This is a genomic window from Paenibacillus shenyangensis, from assembly GCF_000346635.1.
In the GTDB taxonomy this organism is placed as follows: Bacteria; Bacillota; Bacilli; order Paenibacillales; family Paenibacillaceae; genus Saccharibacillus; species Saccharibacillus dauci.
Window position 1 is genome coordinate 142,763 of record NZ_AOIG01000010.1, and the last position, 22,138, is coordinate 164,900.

Sequence of the window (22,138 nt, forward strand, 5' to 3'; positions counted from 1 at the left end):
AAATCAGGAACAACAGGAACGTCAAATGGATCATCATTCAAAGGAGGAGAGCGGGGATGCAGGCGAGAAGCACGCGTAATGCCCAGGGTATCGACGTATCCCACTGGCAGGGCAATATTAACTGGAATCAGGTCCGTGCAGCAGGCAAACAATTTGTTTTTGTCAAAGCCAGTGAAGGAACAAGCTACCGCGATGATCGGTTTATATCCAATATTCAGGGCGCCCGGGCAGCAGGAATGCTGGTGGGCGCCTATCATTTTCTGAACGCGCAAAATGCAGCCGCTGCCAGAAAAGAAGCTGCTCATTTTATCGACTGCCTGAAGAAGATAGGCGGAGCGGACAGTCTGGATCTGCCGCCGGTGATGGATTATGAGGATAATCCTGGCAAGCTTGGCCGAAGCCAGATCAACGCTGTTGCACTGACTTTTCTGCAGGAGGTGGAGCGTCTGAGTAGCTGTCGTCCCATTGTGTACACGGGGAATGCTTTTGCAGCGCAATTTGACCGCAGTCTCGGTGAGTATGATCTATGGATCGCCCGCTACAGCGGTACTCGTGTACCGGATGATTGCACCGCTTGGCAGCAATGGGATTTCTGGCAATACACCGACGCTGGTCAGGTTCCGGGTATTCAAGGCGGCGTGGATCTGAATGAATACCAGGGCACAATCAGTGAGCTGCAGACCCGATATGCAAAGACTCATAACAATCATCAGGGAGATGAAAAGCCCATGACCGCAGAGGAAAAGAAAGCTTTTACCGCATTGGAAGCCACCGTCAAGGCACAAAGTGACCGGATCGCGTCTCTAACCGACAGCCGGGATATGCTAAAGTCCAGTATCAGCAAAATGGATAACCGGGTTCAACAAATAGAGCACAATCGCAGTATGAAGATTCCGGAATGGGCACAGGAGGCTGTCAGCAAAGCAGTAGCCGCAGGTATTGTCGATGATCCGGAAGGTGGCAGCTACGACTTTTACCGTCTGATTACTGTGCTGTATCGCAAAGGAATTATCTGAAATAGGGGAGAGGAGAGAAAGATATGGAACTGTTTAATGATGTACTGGCATTTGCGTCTACACTGGCTGTGATTATTCTGGCACTTGTTCAGATGGTCAAAATGGCGATTACTATTCCTAAAAATCTGGTGCCGGTGTTGGGGATGATGATCGGGCTACTGATTGGTGCAGTAGCTTATCCATTTACCGAATTGGATCTGGTTGCTCGGCTGTGGGCTGGTGGACTGGGTGGTCTGTCGGCGACCGGATTGTTCGAGCTGGCATTCAATCCGAAAAACGGAACGACCAAAGAAAGTCGTTAACGGCTATGCCGAACGTATTAATATGAAATATGCTGCACTCTGATCACTACTGACTACACAGTCTTCAACCGTACACTTAAGAAGCAAGAAGTGTAAGCTTCTATGAAATGAATACTAATAAACCAAAAAAGGACCTGGCATATAGCCGGGTCCTTTTTGTATTTACAGCTGATTGGAATACTTTACATTCGTATGCATATCATACATATTAAATATCCCACATTCCAGGATCATATCTTGCACACTGAACTATCGATTACGAAGCATCCGGCAGTTCAAGTTTTTGACCTGGATAGATCCAGTGGGCATTGGTCAAGTCATTGGTATCCCGCAGTTCCTGCCATGTTGTTCCGTGTTTTTTGGCGATAGAGTACAGAGTATCACCGCTTTTTACTACATATACATCAGCGTCCGATGATGCAGCAGGAGCTGTCGGTTTGGCAGGAGCTGGTTTGGTTGCTGTTGATGGCTTGGCAGGAGCTGGTTTTGCAGGAGTCACAGGCTTGACTGGAGCTGCCGGTTTGGTCGCAGCGGGTTTGTCAGCAGGAGCAGGTGCTGGCTTGGTAGCACTGCCCGGTGTTGGTGCTGCTGTAATCCGCTTCTCGGATGCTGGCATATCCACACTGCCCAGGGACTGCATATGCTGGATCAGTGCTTCGTCCAGTGTTCCGTAGGTTCCGGTCTGCTGTTTGCCGAGGAACATTTTGTATTCGTCGCCGCCGGCTACAAGGAAATCATTGGTAGCGACGTTGTAGGTTTTGTTCAGATCCAGTGGTGCACCCGCTACCGTTACAGAGTGAACACGGCTGCCTGCCGGTTTGGCAGGATCAATTTTGTACGTGATTCCAGATACATGGGCAAAAGCACCTTTAGCAGTTGGATAGTCGGTAGCGCCATTTTCCAGAGCTGCCAGAATATCTGCACCTGTCACATCGATGGAAATGACCAGGTTACCAAATGGAAGAACAGTAACGACATCGCCTTTGGTCACTGATCCGGCGTCGATCGAAGCACGGATACCACCGCCATTAGTAATAGCTGCATCTGCACCCGATACGGAACGCATCGCGTCAGTGATCAGGTCACCGAGATTAGTTTCGCCTGCGCGTACTTTTTCACGGGAACCATCCAGCAGTACAGAGGATTTGGCTACTTCTTCATTCAGGATTGGCTCCTGGGAAGACTTGATCGAAGTGATCAGACTGGCAACTTCCGGATCCGGAGTTACGCCAGCAGCAGCTTTCTCATCTACGGTGTAGGCTTCTTTTTTGGTTACATCCCCTTTGTCGACCCACAGGTCGACGACACCCAGATGCTCGCCGTATTCACCCGTACTGGCGATCAGGGTACCATTTTCCAGCTGCCCTTTTTCCAGCAGGGTATGACTGTGACCATCGATAAATACATCGATACCTGGCACAGCGTTGACAATATCAATACTGGTCTGTTCAGTAGATTGATCCATACCGATATGACCCAGTGCTACGATAACATCAACTTTGCCCTGCAGCTCGGCTACCATTTTGCGAGCAGCTTCGGTAGGATCTGTAAAGCTGACATTGGTTACGTTATTAGGATTGGTTTTGTAAGCCGTCTCTGGTGTAGTCAGACCGAAGAATCCGATTTTTACACCATTTACTTCACGGATGATATAAGGCTCAAAAGGAGCAGCGCCGGTATCCTTTTGAGTGAGATTGGCAGAGATAAACGGGAAATTAGCCATTTTGGACAATTCCACCAGTCGTTCATAACCATAGTCGAACTCATGGTTACCTGGCGTCAATGCTGCAAAGTTCATTTCGTTCATGACTTTGATAATACTCTCGCCGCGAACAAGAGTAGCAAATGAAGTACCGTGTACAGCGTCTCCGTCATCTACGAGCAGTGTATTCGGATTGGCTTCCCGATACAGATCGGCAAGTCCGGCAATTTTGGCAAGTCCCATATATGGAGACTCTTCCAGGGCATGAGCATGAACATCGTTCGTATGTAAGAGAGTGATATGCGTACCTGTTCCCGCATCCTGTTCAATCTGCTGCTTGATGCCTTCTACTGTTAGAGCAGTTGGAGCAGCAGCATGTACCAGGCTGGACATGTTCAAAGTGAACATTGCTGACACAGCCAAGCTGAAAATCATTTTTTTTGTTACCATAAGTATTATAAGCCTCCCCTTTTGCTTGATATCACTTCATTCTAGCAGTTTTTTATTAAAAGTGTTACTACCTTTAGTGAGTTTGTTTGTTAAATAACTAGTAAATTAGCATAATTATGAAATTAAATACATAAATATATTACTATATTGTCCAAATATAACAGGGGAATAAAAGTAATACTTCACTTAACTAAATGTAAGCGGATACTAAAATAAATATAAAGCCAGTAATGCCGTAAAAAGGCGAAAATGTATCGAAAACTGTCGTTTGATGTTAGTTATTAAAATGAAAATCATAAAATATGTAAAAATTCATTGCCAAACACGACATCATAATGTAAATTAAATTCATCCTGTGGTCAATTCCAATTTCTTCTATCTGTAATAGTATACATATAGAGACAGAGATAGTGGATGCCGATTGGGTTGATCATGATTTTGCCATTCAGAAGGGAGCCAATGCTTGTGAGAAAAAGTTGGACAATTATGGTTACACTGGTTTTATCGTTTGTACTGATCCTGTCAGGCTGCAGCGGCAACAACGATTCAGCTGCACCGGCTGCTTCCGAGTCCGGTGGAGAATCCGCTGGCGGTGGAAAACTGATTGTAGGACGTGGTGGCGATTCGGCTGCACTTGATCCATCGATTGTAACTGATGGAGAGTCACTCAAGATTGCCCAGCAGGTATTTGATCCCCTGCTTGCATACAAATCAGGCACTACCGAAGTGGAACCTGCCCTCGCAGAGAGCTGGACCATTTCTGATGATGGTCTGACGTATACTTTCAAGCTGCGTAAGGGTGTAAAGTTCCATGATGGCACGGATTTTAATGCAGATGCTGTCGTGTTTAACTTTAACCGCTGGAATGATCCGAAAAGCGAATTCAAGTTCGAAGGAGACTCCTTTGACTATTATGATTCCATGTTCGGTCCAGAAGAAGCACGTGTAATCAAAAGTGTAAAAGCAGTAGATGAGTCTACTGTTGAGTTCCAATTGAACAACCCTCAAGCTCCTTTCCTGCAAAATCTGGCTATGCCTCCATTTTCTATTGCCAGTCCTTCCGCTATTGAAAAAGAAAAAGAAAACTTCAAATCGAATCCTGTAGGTACCGGCCCATTCGTATTCAAGGAATGGAAACGCAGTGACTCGATTACACTCGATAAAAATCCAAATTACTGGCAGCAGGGTCTGCCCAAAGTAGATCAGGTAATTGTTCGTGCTATCCCGGATAATACTGCCCGTTTCAATGCGCTGCAAAACGGCGAGATTGACCTGATGGAAGATCTGAGCCCGGATGATCTGGCAACACTGGAAAGCAATCCGGATCTACAGAAATTCAACCGCCCGCCTTTCAATGTAGCCTATCTGGGCTTCAATACAGCCAAAAAACCATTTGATAATCCCAAAGTGCGTGTAGCACTCAACTATGCAGTAGATAAAAAAGGTATTATTGACGCTTTCTTTGCCGGACAGGCAGAGGCTGCAGTGAACCCGATCCCACCAACGCTGTGGGGCTATAACAAGAGTGTCGAAGATTATCCGTTTGATCTGGCCAAAGCCAAGCAGCTGCTGGCAGATGCCGGTTATCCAAACGGTATTGATCAGGAACTGACATTCTATGCTATGCCGGTATCCCGTCCGTATATGCCGGATGGACGCAAAGTAGCTGAAGTCATTCAGGCAAGTTTTGCCCAAATCGGTGTAAAAGTATCGATCCAGTCACCAGAGTGGGCGACCTATCTGGATGATCTGAGCAAAGGGGAAAAAGACGATCTGTTCATCATCGGCTGGACCGGCGATAATGGCGACCCGGATAACTTCTTCTACCCGCTGCTCGACAAAGACTCTATCGGAGGTAATAACTACAGCCAGTATGTGAGCGAACCGCTGCACAAAGTACTGGTGCAGGCACAGCAGGAAACCGATCAGGATGCACGTGCCAAGCTGTATGAGCAGGCTCAGGTTATTGTCAAAAAAGACGCACCATGGGTACCGCTTGTACACTCTACACCACTACTGGCTGCAACGTCCAAGCTGAAAGGCTATACACCTTCGCCAACAGGTTCGGAGCCTTACGCAGATATCTACATCGAGCAGTAAACAACTAAAAAGAGCGGAAGAGCAGATTGAATTCCGTGCTTCCGCTCTTTTGTTTTATCGCATCAAGAGAGCTGGAGTGACATGTTGTCCTAGTGGCAGTCGTGTCATTTCACTATCCAAATGAACGTATGGCGGGTGATGAATGCGTGGGTTCCTATATTGCAAAACGTCTGCTCGTACTGATACCGGTACTGCTGGGCATGACACTGATTGTTTTTTCCATTATACATGCTATTCCTGGTGATCCGGCAGATACGATTCTGGGAGATAAGGCAACCGAGCAATCCAAGCAGGCACTGCGTGAACAGCTCGGTCTGGATCGTCCCTGGCTGGAACAGTATTTTGCCTATCTGGGTGATCTGCTGACCGGTGATCTGGGAAATTCTATCCGTACCCGCGAGCCAATTACAGAAGAAATTGGCCCTTATCTGGCTGCTACAGTAGAACTGACTGTAGCGAGTATGCTATTTGCGATTATTATTGGTGTAAATGCAGGAATCGTGAGCGCATGGAAACATAATTCCTGGTTCGACTACATTTGTATGCTGATTGCACTGGTCGGCGTATCCATGCCGATCTTCTGGCTCGGGTTAATGGAGCAGTGGATATTTGCCAATGAACTGCATTGGCTGCCATCGATCGGACGGATGAACTCACGTAATCCTATGGAAGGCATTACCGGATTCTATGTATTGGATGCGATAATCTCTGGTCAGTGGTCACAGCTATGGACCGTGATGAAGCATCTGATTCTGCCATCGATTGCATTGGGGACGATCCCTATGGCAGTTATTGCACGGATGACTCGCTCCAGCATGCTGGAAGTCATGCAGTCCGATTATATCCGTACAGCCAAAGCCAAAGGTATTTCCAAATTCCTGGTTATTTACAAGCATGGTCTGAAAAATGCCTTTATTCCTGTGCTGACGGTTATCGGTATTCAGACGGGTGCGCTGCTTGGCGGTGCCGTACTGACCGAGACGATCTTCGCTTGGCCGGGTGTGGGAAGATACATTTATGAAGCAATCAGCAACCGTGATTATCCGGTGATCCAATCGGGCATCCTGATTATTGCGGTCATGTTCGTAATTATTAATCTGCTGGTGGATCTGCTCTATGCTTTATTTGATCCGCGCATCCAGTACAAGTAAGAGGTGAGAATATGACACAAGCATCACTGGATACGGGGTCGGGAGCACAGCTCAAGGAAATCAAGTCAGGACCATGGCGGGATGGGATTCGCCTGTTCATGCGCAACAAAACAGCAGTAGTCGGATTGGTCATCGTTCTGTTCTTCGTCCTGCTGGCGCTGCTAGCTCCGCTAATTACGCCTTATGATTATACGGCTCAGGTATTGTCGGAGCGATTGCAGTCTCCATCGGCAGAGCACTGGTTTGGCACGGATGATCTGGGACGGGATATTTTCACAAGAACCATCTATGGAGCCCGGATTTCTCTCTGGGTAGGGCTACTTTCTGTGGTCGGTTCGATTATTATCGGTACACTGCTCGGTCTGGTAGCCGGATTTTATGGCAAATGGGTAGATATGATCATTTCCCGTTTCTTCGATATTCTGCTCGCTTTTCCGGGAATTCTGCTGGCGATTGCGATCGTTGCCATTCTGGGACCTTCTTTGCAAAATGCACTGTATGCGATCGCGATTGTTAATATTCCTACCTACGGCCGATTGGTCCGTGCCCGCGTACTGTCTTTGCGGCAGGAGGAATTTATTACAGCAGCTCGGGCGATTGGCGTCCGGGATTCACGGATTCTGCTGCGCCATATTCTGCCGAATAGTCTCACACCGATTATCGTGCAGGGTACACTCGGCGTGGCAACAGCCATTATCGAGGCTGCCGGTCTTGGATTCCTTGGATTGGGTGCTCAGCCACCTGATCCGGAGTGGGGAAAAATGTTGTCGGATTCCCGTCAATTTATCCAAACCGCGCCATGGACAGTAATTTTCCCGGGACTATGTATCCTGCTCACATCGCTTGGATTTAATCTAATGGGAGACGGTCTGCGGGATACCTTTGATCCGAAGCTCAAAAACCGCTAATAGTTGTTTCCATCCAAACGCATAAAATGAATCCGGATCTGATGATCCGGATTTTTTCTTCTATAATATAGGGGACGCGTCCAGCAGCATAGAGGATAGCTTTGAGAAGACAGACAGCGTATAGATATCAAACCGAAGTAAGTCTAATGATAAAGAGACAAATAAAAACATGATCTAATTCCTAGTATACTGTCTGGGGAAATATATCCTGAAACGGTTAAATAAAAGCGTAAGAGCATATAACTCATTCATCGGTTCACAGGATATCCTTCCCTACAGGCTAAAAAATGTGTATAATCACTCCAATCTGGCACGTTAGAGGATGCAGAAAATATAGGAGAACATGATATGGATAAATTTGCAGAATTAAAATCGATGCGTGAGCATCGTCAATATGAGGAAGACAAGCATGAAGCTTCGCGTGAAGCCTATGAACGGGATTATTCCCGGCTTATTCATTCGCCGACCTTTCGCCGGTTGCAGGGAAAATCCCAGGTATTCGGTGCAGGAACCGGTGACTATTATCGTACCCGTCTGACGCATTCCCTGGAAGTCGCCCAGATTGCCAGACAGGCAGCCAAAAGTCTGCTCAGCCGTTATCCGGAAATTGATGAGCAGCGCGGAGAGAATCCGGGACTAATCATACATCCCGAAGTGGTCGAATGTGCTTCGATTGCGCATGATTTTGGACATCCCCCTTTTGGACACAAAGGAGAGGAAGTACTCGCTCATATTCTGGAAGACTGGATCGAGCAGAAGACGGCCGAAACGCTGAAGGGCAGAGATGTGTCCGAGCAAGAGCGTGCACAAATACATCTGCAGATCCGCGAGAAATATGAGCATTTCGAAGGTAATGCGCATAATTTCCGGCTCATTATGTTTCTGGAGAAGCGGGAGAATCTGAATGGACTAAACCTGTGTGATGCTGTCCTGCTGGGCATTAACAAATATCCTTACTCGGGTCTGGTCAACAAAAAGGGATTGTATCAGCATGAATGGCAATATATTCGTCAGATTCGTGAAAAATGGGGCATTCCCGATGGCAAGACGACGCTGGAAGCACAGTTGATGGATCTTTGTGATGATATTGCCTATTCGGCACATGATTTGGAGGATGGCATCAAGGCAGGCAAAATTGAGGTGCATGAGCATTTCATGCATGATCCTCATATCCGCCGCCTGATCATGGAGAAAATTACTACCCTGGAAGACCGATTCTGGAAAGGGTGGGACAATGAGCAGATTGAAGCCAAAGTCGATGAAGTGCTGAATGCCTATCTGCGTGTATGGGGAGAGAAGCTGCCTACTTGTGGACTGGATTACTCCCGTACTCGCCGTGAAGTCAAAGCGTATTGGGTAAACCATTTTGTCAGTCAGCTTGGCGTTATTGAAGACCAGAATTGGAAAAAAATCACCTTTGTCTCGAACAACCGTGAAGATGAAGATATGCTGCGTACCGTAAGTGTACTCAAAAGCTTCGCCTGGGTAACCATGATCCGTGATCTGCGGGTGCAGCGTCTGCAAAAGCGCAGCGAATGGATTATTCGCCGTCTGTGGAAAGCCTTTGTCGATCAGGAGACCTCCATGGCCATTATTCCTCCCGATTGGCTACAGCGTTTTGAACATGATCAGGCGAGTCCGGAGCCGGTATGGACTTGGGAGCGTATGATTATTGATTATATCGCCGGCATGACCGATGCATTTGCCGAGAAGATCTATAATGAACTATATGGTCTCAAAGTCGGTTCGATCTATGATGTGGACTAAACGGGTTGATGATATATAAAGATCGTATTTTATGTTTACTAAACGTTTAGTCGACAGTCATTCAAGCTGTTCTATTGGCTGCCAAACAGGTCTGACAAAACCATTTCCAAACGACTTTCTACTATTATAATGTATGCACGCAAATGAACATTTTATTTGCGTAAATCAGACAAGCGTAGACTGCAAAATGAACAGAGGAGGAGGCATCCATGACTTACGAGAAAATACCTCTTGGCATATTGGATATGTCGCCTGTACTGGAAGGTGCTTCGGTAGAGGCTGCACTGGAGCGTTCCGTGCAGCTGGCGATCATGGCAGAAAATGCAGGTTATCATCGATTTTGGCTATCCGAACATCATGATATGGCACAGCTGGCATGTACTGCGCCTGAAATCCTGCTTTCCCATATTGGAGCACGAACTTCATCAATACGCCTCGGTGCCGGAGCGGTATTACTGCCGCATTATCGTCCGATGAAAGTAGCCGAGACGTTTCGAATGCTAGGAGCCTTATACCCGGGGCGTATCGATCTGGGTATCGGACGTGCTCCAGGCGGATCGGCACATGCGGCTATTGCACTGAGCGGCAACTATTTGTCCCATGTTGCCCAGATGCCGGAGCTGGTCCGAGATCTGCGTAGTCTTCTACAGGACGAATACAAGGTAGAAGATACCCTTGTGCAGGCTCGACCGCAACCGGCTTATCCGCTGGAATGCTGGATGCTCGGTACGAATCGCAAAAGTGCAGTTCTGGCTGCCCAGAATGGTACCGGATATGTATTTGGTTATTTTATGAGCGGTAGTGATGGAGAAGCTGCAGTCGAACATTATCGGGAGAATTTCCAGCCTTCTGCCTTGCATACGGAGCCGCGGGTCATACTCGCTGTAAAGGTGATCGCTGGACAGACCGACCAGGAAGCGGAACGATTGTATGAACGTTGGAAAACTTCGCCTGCAGGTATTGCATCAATCGGCGAAGAGATTCCTGCCCCTATTGTGGGTGGTCAGCAATCAATCTGGCAGCAATTTCAGGAATTAAGTCTTCGATATAGGGCGGATGAACTACTGCTAATTTGTCCGCTTAATCGTTATCAAGAGCGTATTAACGTCTATGAATCGATTGCCTCATGGACACCTCAACCAAACTAATAAATACTGCTACAACCTTGGAAATGATATATTTATTACATGTAGTGATTGAATATACAGTTCGATATAACTACGAAAATCAGGGATTATCCTGATTTACAAACCTAAAAAGAGGCGTTTCCCATAGCGGAAATCGCCTCTTTTTATAGTACAATATTGCTTATTTATTCACACTAAAATTAGTATTGTCTGCTATAATCCACCAGATTGACAGGCAGGGTCTGATCCTGCTGATAGGCTTTGAGATTTTCGGTAAAAATGTCAATGACACGGTCGGTATAATGCTCATTGCTGCCTGCAATATGAGGAGTAATGATGACCTGATCCATATCCCAAAGCGCATGATCTTCCGGCAGCGGCTCGGGATCAAATACATCAAGTCCTGCTCCCGCGATACTTCCGGATTGGAGAGCTTCCACCAGTGCATCCGTATCGACCGAAGGACCGCGGCCCACATTAATAAATATACTGCTGTCTTTCATCACGGCAAACCGCTCCCGGTTAAACAGCTGCTTGGTCTCCTGGGTAAGCGGCAAAATATTGACTACATAATCCCCTTGCCCGAGTGCTTCATCAAGCTGTTCCATCGTATACATCTGATCGATTCCATCCTGATCCTTACCGGAACGTCGCACACCAATCGTTCGCATACCAAATGCTTTGGCGAGCTGTGCTGTACCTGCTCCAATATTACCGACTCCTACAATTACAATAGTCTTGCCGTGGAGCTCGGTAAATGTTCCACTCTCATCCCAGGCATGCTTTGTCTGGTTACGAATGGCCCGGTGCAGATTGCGTGAAAACGCAAGCATGTAGGCAAAAATCTGCTCCGAGATCGGGATAGTGTGTACGCCGTTGGCACTGGTTAACATCACCTGTTTGTGCTCCAGCTGCTCCATAGGCATTTTATCCACGCCTGCCGACCAGGTTTGTATCCATTTTACAGGACAGTTATCCGATAAAATGAAATCCTGAAGCTTGCGTGACCAGCCGAGGATAATTTCTGCTTCGGCGAGTATGGCATCCGTAGTGTCGCGAACCGGAACGGTAACAATCTCATACGATGGTGCAGCTTCTTGTACTTTCTGCTTCTGTGATTCGGTGAGTTCCTGAAGAACAACGATTTTGGACATAAATATACCTCCCCGGTGAATACATAATAATGTGCGTTATCTTCCAAATGATAACAAATTAACTCCTGTATACCAAATTGCTTTTATGAAAGAAGACTGTATTTTATGCTATTACCTGAATGGCTCCAGATCGAATCCGAACTAAAATATCAATTAATCGTTTTGCACAGTTTTGAAGATTAGTGTATACTGGTTGAGATCGTTCGGAACAGGTGTTCGTAATTAAACGGTGATATAGTGTACGACAACTTCAATTACTTATTCAAATGTAAAAAGGATAGAAAGGGAGTGTAAGGATGGGAACCCAGCCCGGACAGGAACGTGTATTTGCAGCTGTGCCAATCAAGGGTGAGGCATCACAGACATTAGCTGCGTGGAGCAGGATGGTACAAGAACATTACTTGTTCCGCCGCTGGACCTATGCTGAGGATATGCATATTACACTCCAGTTTTTTGGCGACGTGGATGTAGAGCAATTGCCGCAGCTTTGCACGGCTCTACAAAAGACAGCCGCAGAGAGCCAGCCCTTTCAGTTGCAGCTGGGGCCCGTTGGAATATTCGGCAATCCTTTGGCTCCGCGAGTGTTATGGATCGGACCGGAGGGAGATACGGATAGTCTGCATCATCTGCAATCAGGAGTACAGCAAGCATGTATACCGCTTGGATTCGTACCGGAGCAGCGTCCTTATTATCCGCATCTGACAGTAGCTCGTAAATATAATGGTAACGAGCCGTTTGCAGACCTTTCTACTGATCTTTATCCCTCACCGGATTGCTGGCTGGTGGAGGAATTTGTACTGTATCGGACCCGTTTGGGGCATCAGCCAATGTATGAGGTAGCAGGTCAATTTCCGCTTCTTGGACAGTGACTATACCTAAAATCGTGAATTTGTCAATTTGACAAAAGTAAACAACTTATAATAATATACTTGCTGCTGCAATCCCGCAGCATTTTGTAGGGGAATAGCATGATAATCATGCTCAAATAATTATTGAATTTCGGCAAATTCGGAGATTCAAATTCAAGTTGGCATTGCTCTGCATCACCGGAGGCGAAATAACACTGTGAACCACATGTGATTCAAAATTTGAATGTTGGTGTATTCAAATGGAAGGTCAAAAAGGTTACATAGGGTTAGGAGTATGCTAACAGTACTGGAGGAAGAAAATGGATTTTATTAGACGCAATCAGTGGATTACGCCTTTACTCGGCGTGCTTTTTATATTCGTTATGTCCCTCCCTTTCTGGATGGATTCCAAAATGACGAGCGAACAATCCTTTACTGAGCTGCCTGCATGGGGTGCACAGCCGGCGGGTTCGGTTCATCATGCCCAGAATGTCAGGATCGGCACTACATTTATGACATGGAACGAGAATCATACCCAAAAATTGATTCATCAGGTCAAGTCAGAACAAGCTGCAGCACTCAAAGCGGAACAGCACAAGAAAAAAGCTGCACAAATCAAGGCGAACACCGCTACAGCCAAGGCAAAAGCAATGCCGGCGGCAGTGACGGCAAGTTCGTCCATTAGTGATTCCACTCCAACCCACTTATACTTTACTCGGACAAAGCTGCTTAGCCAGAGTAATAAATCTCAGGCTACCTGGACCTACGCATTGTCTGATAAAGAACAGCTCCTGCTCGAACGTATTGTTATGGCAGAGGCTGAAGGCGAACCGTACGAAGGCAAAGTGGCAGTTGCCAATGTTGTCTTAAACCGGCTGCGGTCCGCTAATTTCCCCGACACGATTAAAGATGTAATCTATCAAAGATATCAATTTTCTCCGGTAACCAATGGCAGATTCGAGCGTGTGACACCTAACGCCGATTCGGTAAAAGCTGTACGTGCAGCATTGGAAGGCCAAAAGGAAGTTCCGGACAATACGTATTATTTTGTGTCGCTTTCCCTGGCGACAGATTTTGATATTCCCAATACCCGTACCAAGGTAGAGAAAATTGGTCACCATACGTTTTATAAATAAGCTGCCGATTGCTGGAGCTTGTTCTGTCTGCCGTGCGAAGTTACACTTCTGCTGCGGATGATGATACAATAAACGGTGGAAAATCAATTCAATCCCGGAGGTGCTTCATCCATGAAAATCACATATTACGGTCAATCCTGTCTGCTGGTCGAAGAAGGCGGCAAAAAGGTCATTATCGACCCATTTCTGTCCGGCAATCCACAAGTCAATGTTGATCCCAAAGACATCCAGGTGGATGCGGTTATTCTGACACATGGTCACGGTGATCACTACGGTGACACAGTGGAGATTGCCAAGAATAATAATTGTCCGGTGATTGCAATCGTTGAATTGGCACAGTATGCAGCCAGACAGGGAGCTCCCGAAGTAGTAGGGATGAATCTGGGCGGAGCCAAGCAATTTGACGGATTCAAAGTCAAATTCACACTCGCGTTCCATACGTCTTCCATTCAGGATGGAGATCAGACCATTTATCTGGGCGAACCTGCAGGTATCCTGCTGACTATGGGTGGCAAAACGCTGTACCATGCAGGCGATACCGCACTGTTCGGCGATATGAAGCTGATCGGCGAATTGAGTACTATCGACGTAGCTGCACTGCCGATTGGTGACTTCTATACCATGGGGCCCGAAGATGCACTGCTGGCTGCCGAATGGATCAAAGCTGGTCATGTCATCCCTGTGCACTACAATACCTTCCCGCCGATCGAGCAGGATGGAGATGCTTTTGTGGCGGAATTGCAAAAGAAAGGCCTGAAGGGCTCTGTGCTCCAGGTTGGCGAAAGTGTAGATATTTAATCTATGCGTATGCATGATTGAGTGTAAGAATTGGTTAATGAGTAACTCCAAATAGTCCGGACAAGCAGTTATGTACTTCTCTGGATAAATAAATAGCTTTGATTCTGCCAAGGAAGCGCCCGGCTCTGTAAGATGGAGCCGGGCGCTTTTTGGTCTGACGCTGTTTAATATCCAAATAGTCCAATAAAATAATTGAATATAATATTAATTATAATGTATAATCATACACTATAATATATTGTGCTGCGTTATCACACTAATGCTTTGACGCAAAATAATAATTTATCGGATATATAAAAAGTTTGAATTGCTATGATGTGAGCTCAGTGTTAAAATGTATAAAACCCATTAGGTTACAACTATATCACATACGCTGAGTAAGTCGCTTGAATCCATAAGTGGATAATTATTCTTCCGCTGTTACTCCCAAACTTTATATTCAAATAGGCTGCTTCCATTGCATTCGAATCTGCAGAGATGTATATCCCGATGAATGGAGAGAGCAGTCTGTTTTGTATACCCTATCCTTTAGCAGCATTCTTCTTCGTATGGCCGTCCTCTGGCTCATCTTCTGACATTTCACTTCATAATAGAAAGGTTGCGTATTATGAACATTACAGGTTTACCTCCGAAGCAGGGTCTTTATGACCCGCAGTTTGAAAAAGATGCCTGCGGTATGGGATTTACCGCGCATATCAAAGGAACACCTAGTCACCAGATTGTTAGTCAGGCACTCACGATGCTCGAGAACATGGAGCACCGCGGCGGTCAGGGCAGTGAACCGAATTCCGGTGACGGAGCCGGTATTATGGTCCAGATTCCACATCGCTTTTTTGTTAAGGAAGCCCGTGCAAACGGATTTGAACTGCCCGAAAAGGGACAATACGGTGTAGCCATTGTTTTCTTGTCCCGTGATGAAGAGCTGCGCAGCCGTCATGAAGCTGTGCTGAAAAGTATTATTGAGCAGGAAGGTCAGGTATATCTCGGAGCACGTACCGTACCGACGGATGACAATACGCTCGGCAAGTCCGCCAAAGATGCGAAGCCGGTTGTACGCCAGTTTTTCATTGGACGCAGTGAGGCGCTGCAAGGTCAGGATGAGCTGTCTTTTGAACGCAAGCTGTATGTCATTCGCCGTCTGGCAGAACGTCATATTCGTTTTGCGGAAGAAGCGGGTGGAGAGACGTTCTACATTCCAAGTCTGTCCTGTCGCAAAGTCGTCTACAAAGGGATGCTGACAACTGCCCAGGTCGGAGAATTCTATATCGATCTGCGAGATGAAGAGTTTGAATCGGCGATGGCACTCGTGCATTCCCGTTTCAGTACCAATACGTTCCCAAGCTGGGATCGTGCCCATCCGTATCGTTTTATGATTCATAACGGTGAGATCAACACGATGCGTGGTAATGTGAACTGGATGCATGCCCGTCAATCCCTGTTCGAGAGTGAAGTATTCGGCGCGGATATCGACAAGATCCGTCCGGTTATCAACCCGGATGGTTCGGATACGGCGATGTTTGATAATACGCTGGAGTTCCTTTATCTGAATGGACGTTCCCTGCCGCATGTAGCGATGATGATGGTACCGGAGCCGTGGAGCAATCACGACACCATGGATGAGAAGAAAAAGGCGTTTTACCAGTATCATAGCTGTCTGATGGAACCATGGGATGGACCTGCCGCTATGGCATTTACCGATGGTATTCAGATTGGTGCGATGCTTGACCGTAATGGTCTGCGCCCGGCGCGTTATTATGTAACCAAAGACGATCGGATTATTCTCTCTTCCGAAGTCGGTGTACTCGATATACCGGCAGAGGATATTTTATACAAAGACCGGCTGCGTCCTGGACGGATGCTACTGATCGATACACAGGAAGGCCGTATCATTTCCGATGAAGAAATCAAGGAAAAGATCGCTTCCGAGCAGCCTTATGCCGAGTGGTTGGAAGAACATCTCATGAATCTGGAAGAAGTTCCGGAAGCACCGGAAGCGATTCAGCCGGATCATGATAATGTACAGCAGCTGCAGCTGGCATTTGGTTATACCTTTGAAGAATTGCGCAAGGTGATCGAACCGATGGCAACTACCGGAGCAGAAGCGATTGGCTCGATGGGCTATGATGCACCGCTGGCTGTTTTATCGGATCAGCCGCAGCGCCTGTATAACTATTTCAAGCAAATGTTTGCCCAGGTAACCAATCCACCGATCGATGCGATTCGTGAGGAGATTGTGACCTCGACAGCTACAGCGATCGGACCGGAGCGCAATCTGCTCGATCCGCAGCCGGAGAGCTGTCGTCAGATTATTTTGAATACACCTATTTTGTCCAATGAAGATTTTGCCAAAGTACGTCATGTACGTCGTCCGGGCTTCAAGGCAATGACGATTCCAATCTTCTTTGAGGCATCCAAAGGTGCCGAAGGACTGCGTGCTGCACTGGTTAATCTATGTGAAGCAGCAGACCGTGTTATCGCCAAAGGCCATAATTTCCTGATTCTGTCCGACCGTGGTACAGACAAGGATAATGCGGCAATACCGGCGCTACTGGCAGTAGCATGTCTGCATCACCATCTGATTCGCCAAGGAACACGTACCCGTGTCAGCCTGCTGCTCGAATCCGGTGAGCCGCGTGACGTGCATCATTTTGCATTGCTACTTGGTTATGGTATCAGCGCAGTCAATCCATATCTCGCATTCGAGACGATGCAGGATATGATCAAGCAAGGTCTGCTGCGTGGCATCTCTCATGACAAAGCGGTCAAAAACTATATCAAAGCCGTCACCAAAGGTGTCGTCAAGATTCTGTCTAAAATGGGAATTTCTACAATTCAATCCTATCGCGGCGCACAGATCTTCGAAGCTGTTGGTCTGAAGCAGGACTTTGTGGATCAATACTTTACCTGGACACCTTCCCGGATTGGCGGAATTGGTCTGGAAGAAGTGGCTCAGGAAGCCCTGTCACAACATACTCGTGCTTTTACGGATAAAGACGGTAATGATCGTGTACTGGATTCCGGTGGCGATTATCAGTGGCGTAATGACGGGGAGCAGCATTTGTTCAACCCGCAGACGATTCATCTGCTGCAGCATGCTGTACGTACCGGTGATTACAAGCTCTACAAAAAATACGCTGCTCTGGTCGAGGGTGAGAATGAACAGCGTTTGACCCTGCGCTCGATGCTGCAGTTCAAGCCAAATGGGGCACCGATTCCACTGGAAGAAGTAGAGCCAATCGAATCGATCATGCGCCGCTTCAAGACCGGTGCGATGTCGTTTGGTTCGATCAGCAAAGAAGCACATGAGAGTCTGGCAATCGCGATGAACCGGATCGGCGGCAAGAGTAACACGGGCGAAGGCGGAGAAGACCCTGCGCGCTTCGTACCGGATGCCAATGGCGATTCCCGCCGTAGTGCGATCAAACAGGTTGCGTCCGGGCGGTTTGGCGTAACATCCAACTATTTGGTCAATGCCGACGAAATCCAGATCAAAATGGCACAGGGTGCCAAGCCGGGTGAAGGCGGACAGCTGCCAGGCCGTAAAGTCTATCCATGGGTAGCGGAAGTGCGTGGTTCCACACCGGGTGTAGGCCTGATCTCACCGCCGCCGCATCATGATATTTATTCGATCGAGGATCTGGCCGAACTGATCTATGATCTCAAAAATGCCAACCCTCGTGCAGCGATCAACGTGAAGCTCGTATCCGAAGTGGGTGTCGGCACGATTGCAGCCGGTGTTGCCAAAGGACGTGCCGATATTATCCTCGTCAGCGGGTATGATGGTGGTACAGGAGCTTCTCCACAGGGTTCGATCCGCCATGCGGGTCTGCCGTGGGAACTTGGACTGGCAGAGACCCAGCAGACGCTGATCATGAACAATCTGCGTGATCGTGTTGTACTGGAAACGGACGGCAAAATGCTGAGCGGACGCGATCTTGCGGTAGCTGCACTGCTCGGTGCCGAGGAATATGGTTTCTCTACCGCACCACTCGTAACGCTGGGTTGTATTATGATGCGTGTCTGTCAGATGGATACCTGTCCGGTTGGCGTAGCGACGCAAAACCCAGAACTGCGCAAAAACTTCACCGGTGATCCGGAACATGTAGTAAACTTCATGAAGTTTGTGGCAGAAGATCTGCGCGAAATTATGGCAGAGCTTGGTTTCCGTACTGTTCAGGAAATGGTAGGCCGTCTGGATTGTCTGGATGCTGCCAATGCTGCAGATCACTGGAAGAAAAAAGGACTGGATCTGTCTGTACTGCTGCATGAGCCTAAGCTTCCGGAAGGCAGCGAACGCTTCAATGTACAGCAGCAGAATCATCAGCTGGAAGAGACGCTGGATATGCAGCAGCTGCTTCCACTGGCGGCGTCTGCTCTGGAGAACGGCAGCCGTGTACAAGCGGAGCTTGCCATCTGCAACGTAAACCGGGCAACCGGAACGATTCTTGGCAGTGAGGTTACTCGTAAATACGGGGCAGCAGGTCTGCCGGAAGATACAATTACTTTCAATTTCAAAGGTTCGGCAGGTCAGAGCTTTGGCGCATTCGTACCGAAAGGGATGACACTTCAGGTCGAAGGCGATTGTAATGACTATGTCGGCAAAGGATTGTCCGGTGGTAAAATCATCGTCAAACCGGATGCCCAGGCGACCTTTGCAGCTGAAGACAATATCATTATCGGTAATACGGCACTCTACGGAGCTACCAGCGGTGAAGCGTATATTAACGGTATTGCGGGCGAGCGGTTTGCCGTTCGTAACTCCGGTGCGAATATCGTAGTAGAAGGTACCGGTGATCATGGCTGCGAATATATGACTGGCGGACGTGTTGTCGTACTGGGTACAACCGGTCGTAACTTTGCAGCGGGAATGTCCGGTGGTGTAGCGTATGTACTTGATCCGAGTCATGATTTTGTCGGACGCTGCAATCTGGAGATGGTGCTGCTGGAATCTCTGGATGAACCGGAAGAGCTGGAAGAAGTGCGTGCACTGATCGAGCGTCATGTTCGTTATACCGGCAGTCCGGCAGGGCAGCGGGTACTGGAAGATTGGGAACATCAATCCCAGGATTTCGTACGTGTCATTCCAAAAGACTACAAACGGATGACCGAACAAATCCGCAAAGTTCACGAAAGCGGTCTGACTGGCGAAGCGGCATTGCTCGCTGCCTTCGAGGCCAATATGCGTGAACTGGCCCGTTCTGGTGCGTAGTTTGCTTGCAGGTCTCATGATGATGCTGGCGATATTTGATATTTTGGAATAACACAGCATCAAAGATAGATTAGAGAATCCGTGGAATCCAATCGTGGAATTGGAATGGTCTGGTAGCATAAGCTGCAGATCATCCGATCCTCGAGCGGAGCCTACGGGTTCTTTTTTTATCATCAGGGCAGTGTTACAATGATAACGCCAAGCACTGGCTGGGTATGCCGGAATGGCAGTTCACCAATACCATACATAGAATGCCAGACAAAAGGGAATTACAGTACAGGAAATAGGACAGCAGACAACAGTGAATTACACTATGGAGTACCAAGCAATCAATTAGCATCACATTGAATATACAGTCAGAAAGGAGCTTTACCTTATGGATCATTCATCAACAAAGAATACTTCCGGCACAGAGACATCTTCGTCGTCTTCTGTACCCTCAGCCAATGTGAAGTCAGCTGATCATATGGACAGTAGTCCCCGTCTGGATGCGATTCTGCCTGCAGGAAGTGAGCTGCCAGTCGTACAATTTCGCGGTGTTACCAAAAAGATTGGTTCCAAAACGATTATCGATAATCTGACGCTTGATGTACCTCGGGGGCGCGTATTCGGATTTCTCGGTCCCAACGGTTCGGGTAAGACGACTACTATTCGGATGTTGGTTGGACTGATGTCGATAACATCTGGCGATATACTGATCGAAGGTCAGAATATCCGTACCCACTTTGAGGAAGCCATTGCCAAAGTCGGAGCCATTGTTGAGAATCCGGAAATGTACAAATACATGAGCGGATATCAGAATCTGATGCAATATGCACGAATGTCACCGGGTGTCGACAAGCAGCGAATCAGCGAAGTGGTACAGTTTGTCGGTCTGGGCAATCGTATTTATGACAAAGTCAGCACCTACTCTCTCGGGATGCGTCAGCGTCTGGGTGTAGCACAGGCGCTGCTGCATCGTCCACGTCTACTGGTGCTGGATGAACCAACGAACGGTCTGGACCCGCAGGGAATCCGGGAACTACGTGACTACTTGCGCGCGCTCAGTCGGCAAGAAGGCACGACTGTCTTCGTCTCCAGTCATTTATTATCCGAAATGGAGCTGATGTGTGATACAGTTGCCGTGATCAACGGTGGTCGTCTGGTAGATGTAAGGCATCTGGATGCTTCGACTACCTCAGCAGATGAAGCTGGAGTCAAGATGATGATACGCTTTGAGACCGATCAGCCGGAGCTTGCTGCACAGCTGAGTGGAGGCGGACTGGTCAGCGGTAGCAGCTGGACGATTGCTGCGGATCGTCAGGATATTGCCCGGCTAAATGCACTGCTGGTCAACAACGGTATTGCTGTCTACAGTATTACTCCGATCCGGGAGACGCTGGAAGACCAGTTCCTCGCGATGACGAGAGAGGGGGAGCGTCATGAGTGATTTTGTACAGTTGGTCTGGAATGAAACGCTGAAAATCTATCTGCGCGTCTCTACCTGGATTTTGCTGATCTTCCTGGTCGTTATTTCGCCAACAATGTTATTGCTTATGCATATGGGCGGATATTCGCTGGGTGCTCATCAGGCGATTGAGCAGTCTTTTACAATGTATTTTCTGGTTATTCTGTTCTCGCTTATTATTGCCTCGGATTCGGTAGCAGGGGAGTTTGCTACGGGAACGATCAAGCTGCTGCTGATTCGCCCTTGGAAGCGCTGGAAGATTCTCTGCTCCAAGTTCCTGTCGGTTGCTCTGTTCACTCTCGTATTGACACTGCTGTTCCTGCTGGTGATTAGCGTAATATCGTATATGCTGTTTCCTTCATCGTCTTCTGCATTGTTTGGTGATAGTGAAGGCAGTTTGTTCTTGCTTTTGCTGTATAATTACATTCGTGCGCTTTTACTGACTTCTTTTGCCTTTATGCTGTCTGCTCTGTTTCGCTCAACAGCTTTAGCGATTACGCTGGCGATTCTGCTTTATTTTGCAGGCAATATCATTACGCCGCTGCTTCATGCTTTTCTGCAGCCTAAGGATTACTGGATCGTCAAGATTTTCCTGCCGACGAATCTGGATCTGACCCAGTACATGAAAGACCCCAACGGATTGTTTGGCGTAACTTCCATTGGTTGGTCGCTGATGGTACTGGCTGTATACTTTGTAATCTTTATGCTTATCTCCTGGTGGTCATTTACCAAACGGGATGTAAAGGCTTGATAATATGGTCTCAGCATGAGAATAATGAGATCGACCCTATCCTGAATAGCAATACTGCGCGTCCTTCCTGCCGGAAGGGCGTTTTGCTGATGCTACCAACTGCCGGATGCAGCTCTTTTCATTAAGCCAAATTAGCAAAGGTGTCATATGGAATATTTTACAAGGGTCTGGAGTGAATCAGTTGGGGGATGCTGTGGTTATATGGATAACAGTACAATTGTCGCTAAATAAGTACAGCATCTGATATGATACGGTTTGTATACCATTTCTAT

The 22,138-nt window shown here is 47.5% G+C and carries 15 protein-coding genes; 13 read left to right on the plus strand and 2 right to left on the minus strand.

Annotated features, from left to right (window positions below; all coding sequences use genetic code 11):
- Nucleotides 1-56: 56 nt before the first annotated feature.
- Complete coding sequence (locus H065_RS0109600) at nt 57-1,016, plus strand: glycoside hydrolase family 25 protein (RefSeq protein WP_017812836.1); 960 nt, start codon at nt 57-59, stop codon at nt 1,014-1,016.
- Nucleotides 1,017-1,039: 23 nt separating this feature from the next.
- Nucleotides 1,040-1,318, plus strand: a complete 279-nt coding sequence (locus H065_RS0109605; RefSeq protein ID WP_017812837.1) for a holin — start codon at nt 1,040-1,042, stop codon at nt 1,316-1,318.
- A gap of 256 nt (nt 1,319-1,574) precedes the next feature.
- Here the strand turns inward: H065_RS0109605 and H065_RS0109610 are convergent, their stop codons facing one another.
- Nucleotides 1,575-3,470: a 5'-nucleotidase C-terminal domain-containing protein gene (locus H065_RS0109610; protein ID WP_017812838.1), complete on the minus strand. Its 1,896-nt coding sequence runs from the start codon at nt 3,468-3,470 to the stop codon at nt 1,575-1,577.
- A gap of 459 nt (nt 3,471-3,929) precedes the next feature.
- Here H065_RS0109610 and H065_RS0109615 point away from each other — a divergent pair, with 459 nt between their 5' ends.
- The 5 genes from H065_RS0109615 to H065_RS0109635 all read left to right on the plus strand — a co-directional run bounded on the left by H065_RS0109615 (nt 3,930) and on the right by H065_RS0109635 (nt 10,544).
- Nucleotides 3,930-5,570 (plus strand): ABC transporter substrate-binding protein, encoded by a 1,641-nt coding sequence (locus H065_RS0109615; RefSeq protein ID WP_017812839.1) that lies wholly within the window; start codon nt 3,930-3,932, stop codon nt 5,568-5,570.
- Between the two features lie 146 nt (nt 5,571-5,716).
- Nucleotides 5,717-6,721, plus strand: a complete 1,005-nt coding sequence (locus H065_RS0109620; RefSeq protein ID WP_017812840.1) for an ABC transporter permease — start codon at nt 5,717-5,719, stop codon at nt 6,719-6,721.
- Nucleotides 6,722-6,732: 11 nt separating this feature from the next.
- Nucleotides 6,733-7,629 carry a nickel transporter permease gene (gene nikC, locus H065_RS0109625; protein ID WP_017812841.1) on the plus strand — a complete coding sequence of 299 codons (897 nt, stop codon included), beginning with the start codon at nt 6,733-6,735 and terminating at the stop codon, nt 7,627-7,629.
- 348 nt (nt 7,630-7,977) lie between these two features.
- Nucleotides 7,978-9,396, plus strand: a complete 1,419-nt coding sequence (locus tag H065_RS0109630) for a deoxyguanosinetriphosphate triphosphohydrolase family protein (RefSeq protein WP_017812842.1) — start codon at nt 7,978-7,980, stop codon at nt 9,394-9,396.
- A gap of 209 nt (nt 9,397-9,605) precedes the next feature.
- Nucleotides 9,606-10,544 carry an MsnO8 family LLM class oxidoreductase gene (locus H065_RS0109635; protein WP_017812843.1) on the plus strand — a complete coding sequence of 313 codons (939 nt, stop codon included), beginning with the start codon at nt 9,606-9,608 and terminating at the stop codon, nt 10,542-10,544.
- A gap of 179 nt (nt 10,545-10,723) precedes the next feature.
- Here H065_RS0109635 and H065_RS0109640 read toward each other — a convergent pair whose 3' ends face one another.
- Entirely contained in the window at nt 10,724-11,677 is a 954-nt protein-coding gene (locus tag H065_RS0109640; RefSeq protein ID WP_017812844.1) for a D-2-hydroxyacid dehydrogenase, read from the minus strand.
- Nucleotides 11,678-11,973: 296 nt separating this feature from the next.
- On the opposite strand from H065_RS0109640, the gene thpR reads away from it, so the two are divergent.
- The 6 genes from thpR (at nt 11,974) to H065_RS0109670 (ending at nt 21,866) form a co-directional block, all read left to right on the plus strand.
- Nucleotides 11,974-12,546 carry an RNA 2',3'-cyclic phosphodiesterase gene (thpR, locus tag H065_RS0109645; protein WP_017812845.1) on the plus strand — a complete coding sequence of 191 codons (573 nt, stop codon included), beginning with the start codon at nt 11,974-11,976 and terminating at the stop codon, nt 12,544-12,546.
- A gap of 299 nt (nt 12,547-12,845) precedes the next feature.
- On the plus strand, nt 12,846-13,661 hold the full coding sequence (locus H065_RS0109650) for a cell wall hydrolase (protein ID WP_017812846.1): 816 nt from the start codon (nt 12,846-12,848) through the stop codon (nt 13,659-13,661).
- A gap of 111 nt (nt 13,662-13,772) precedes the next feature.
- Nucleotides 13,773-14,459, plus strand: a complete 687-nt coding sequence (locus H065_RS0109655) for a metal-dependent hydrolase (protein WP_017812847.1) — start codon at nt 13,773-13,775, stop codon at nt 14,457-14,459.
- A 607-nt stretch (nt 14,460-15,066) separates the two neighbouring features.
- Complete coding sequence (gene gltB, locus H065_RS0109660; RefSeq protein ID WP_017812848.1) at nt 15,067-19,668, plus strand: glutamate synthase large subunit; 4,602 nt, start codon at nt 15,067-15,069, stop codon at nt 19,666-19,668.
- A gap of 493 nt (nt 19,669-20,161) precedes the next feature.
- Nucleotides 20,162-21,097, plus strand: a complete 936-nt coding sequence (locus H065_RS0109665) for an ABC transporter ATP-binding protein (protein ID WP_036629730.1) — start codon at nt 20,162-20,164, stop codon at nt 21,095-21,097.
- Entirely contained in the window at nt 21,090-21,866 is a 777-nt protein-coding gene (locus H065_RS0109670; RefSeq protein ID WP_017812850.1) for an ABC transporter permease, read from the plus strand. Before H065_RS0109665 ends, H065_RS0109670 begins: the two co-directional genes overlap by 8 nt.
- The last annotated feature ends 272 nt before the right edge of the window (nt 21,867-22,138 follow it).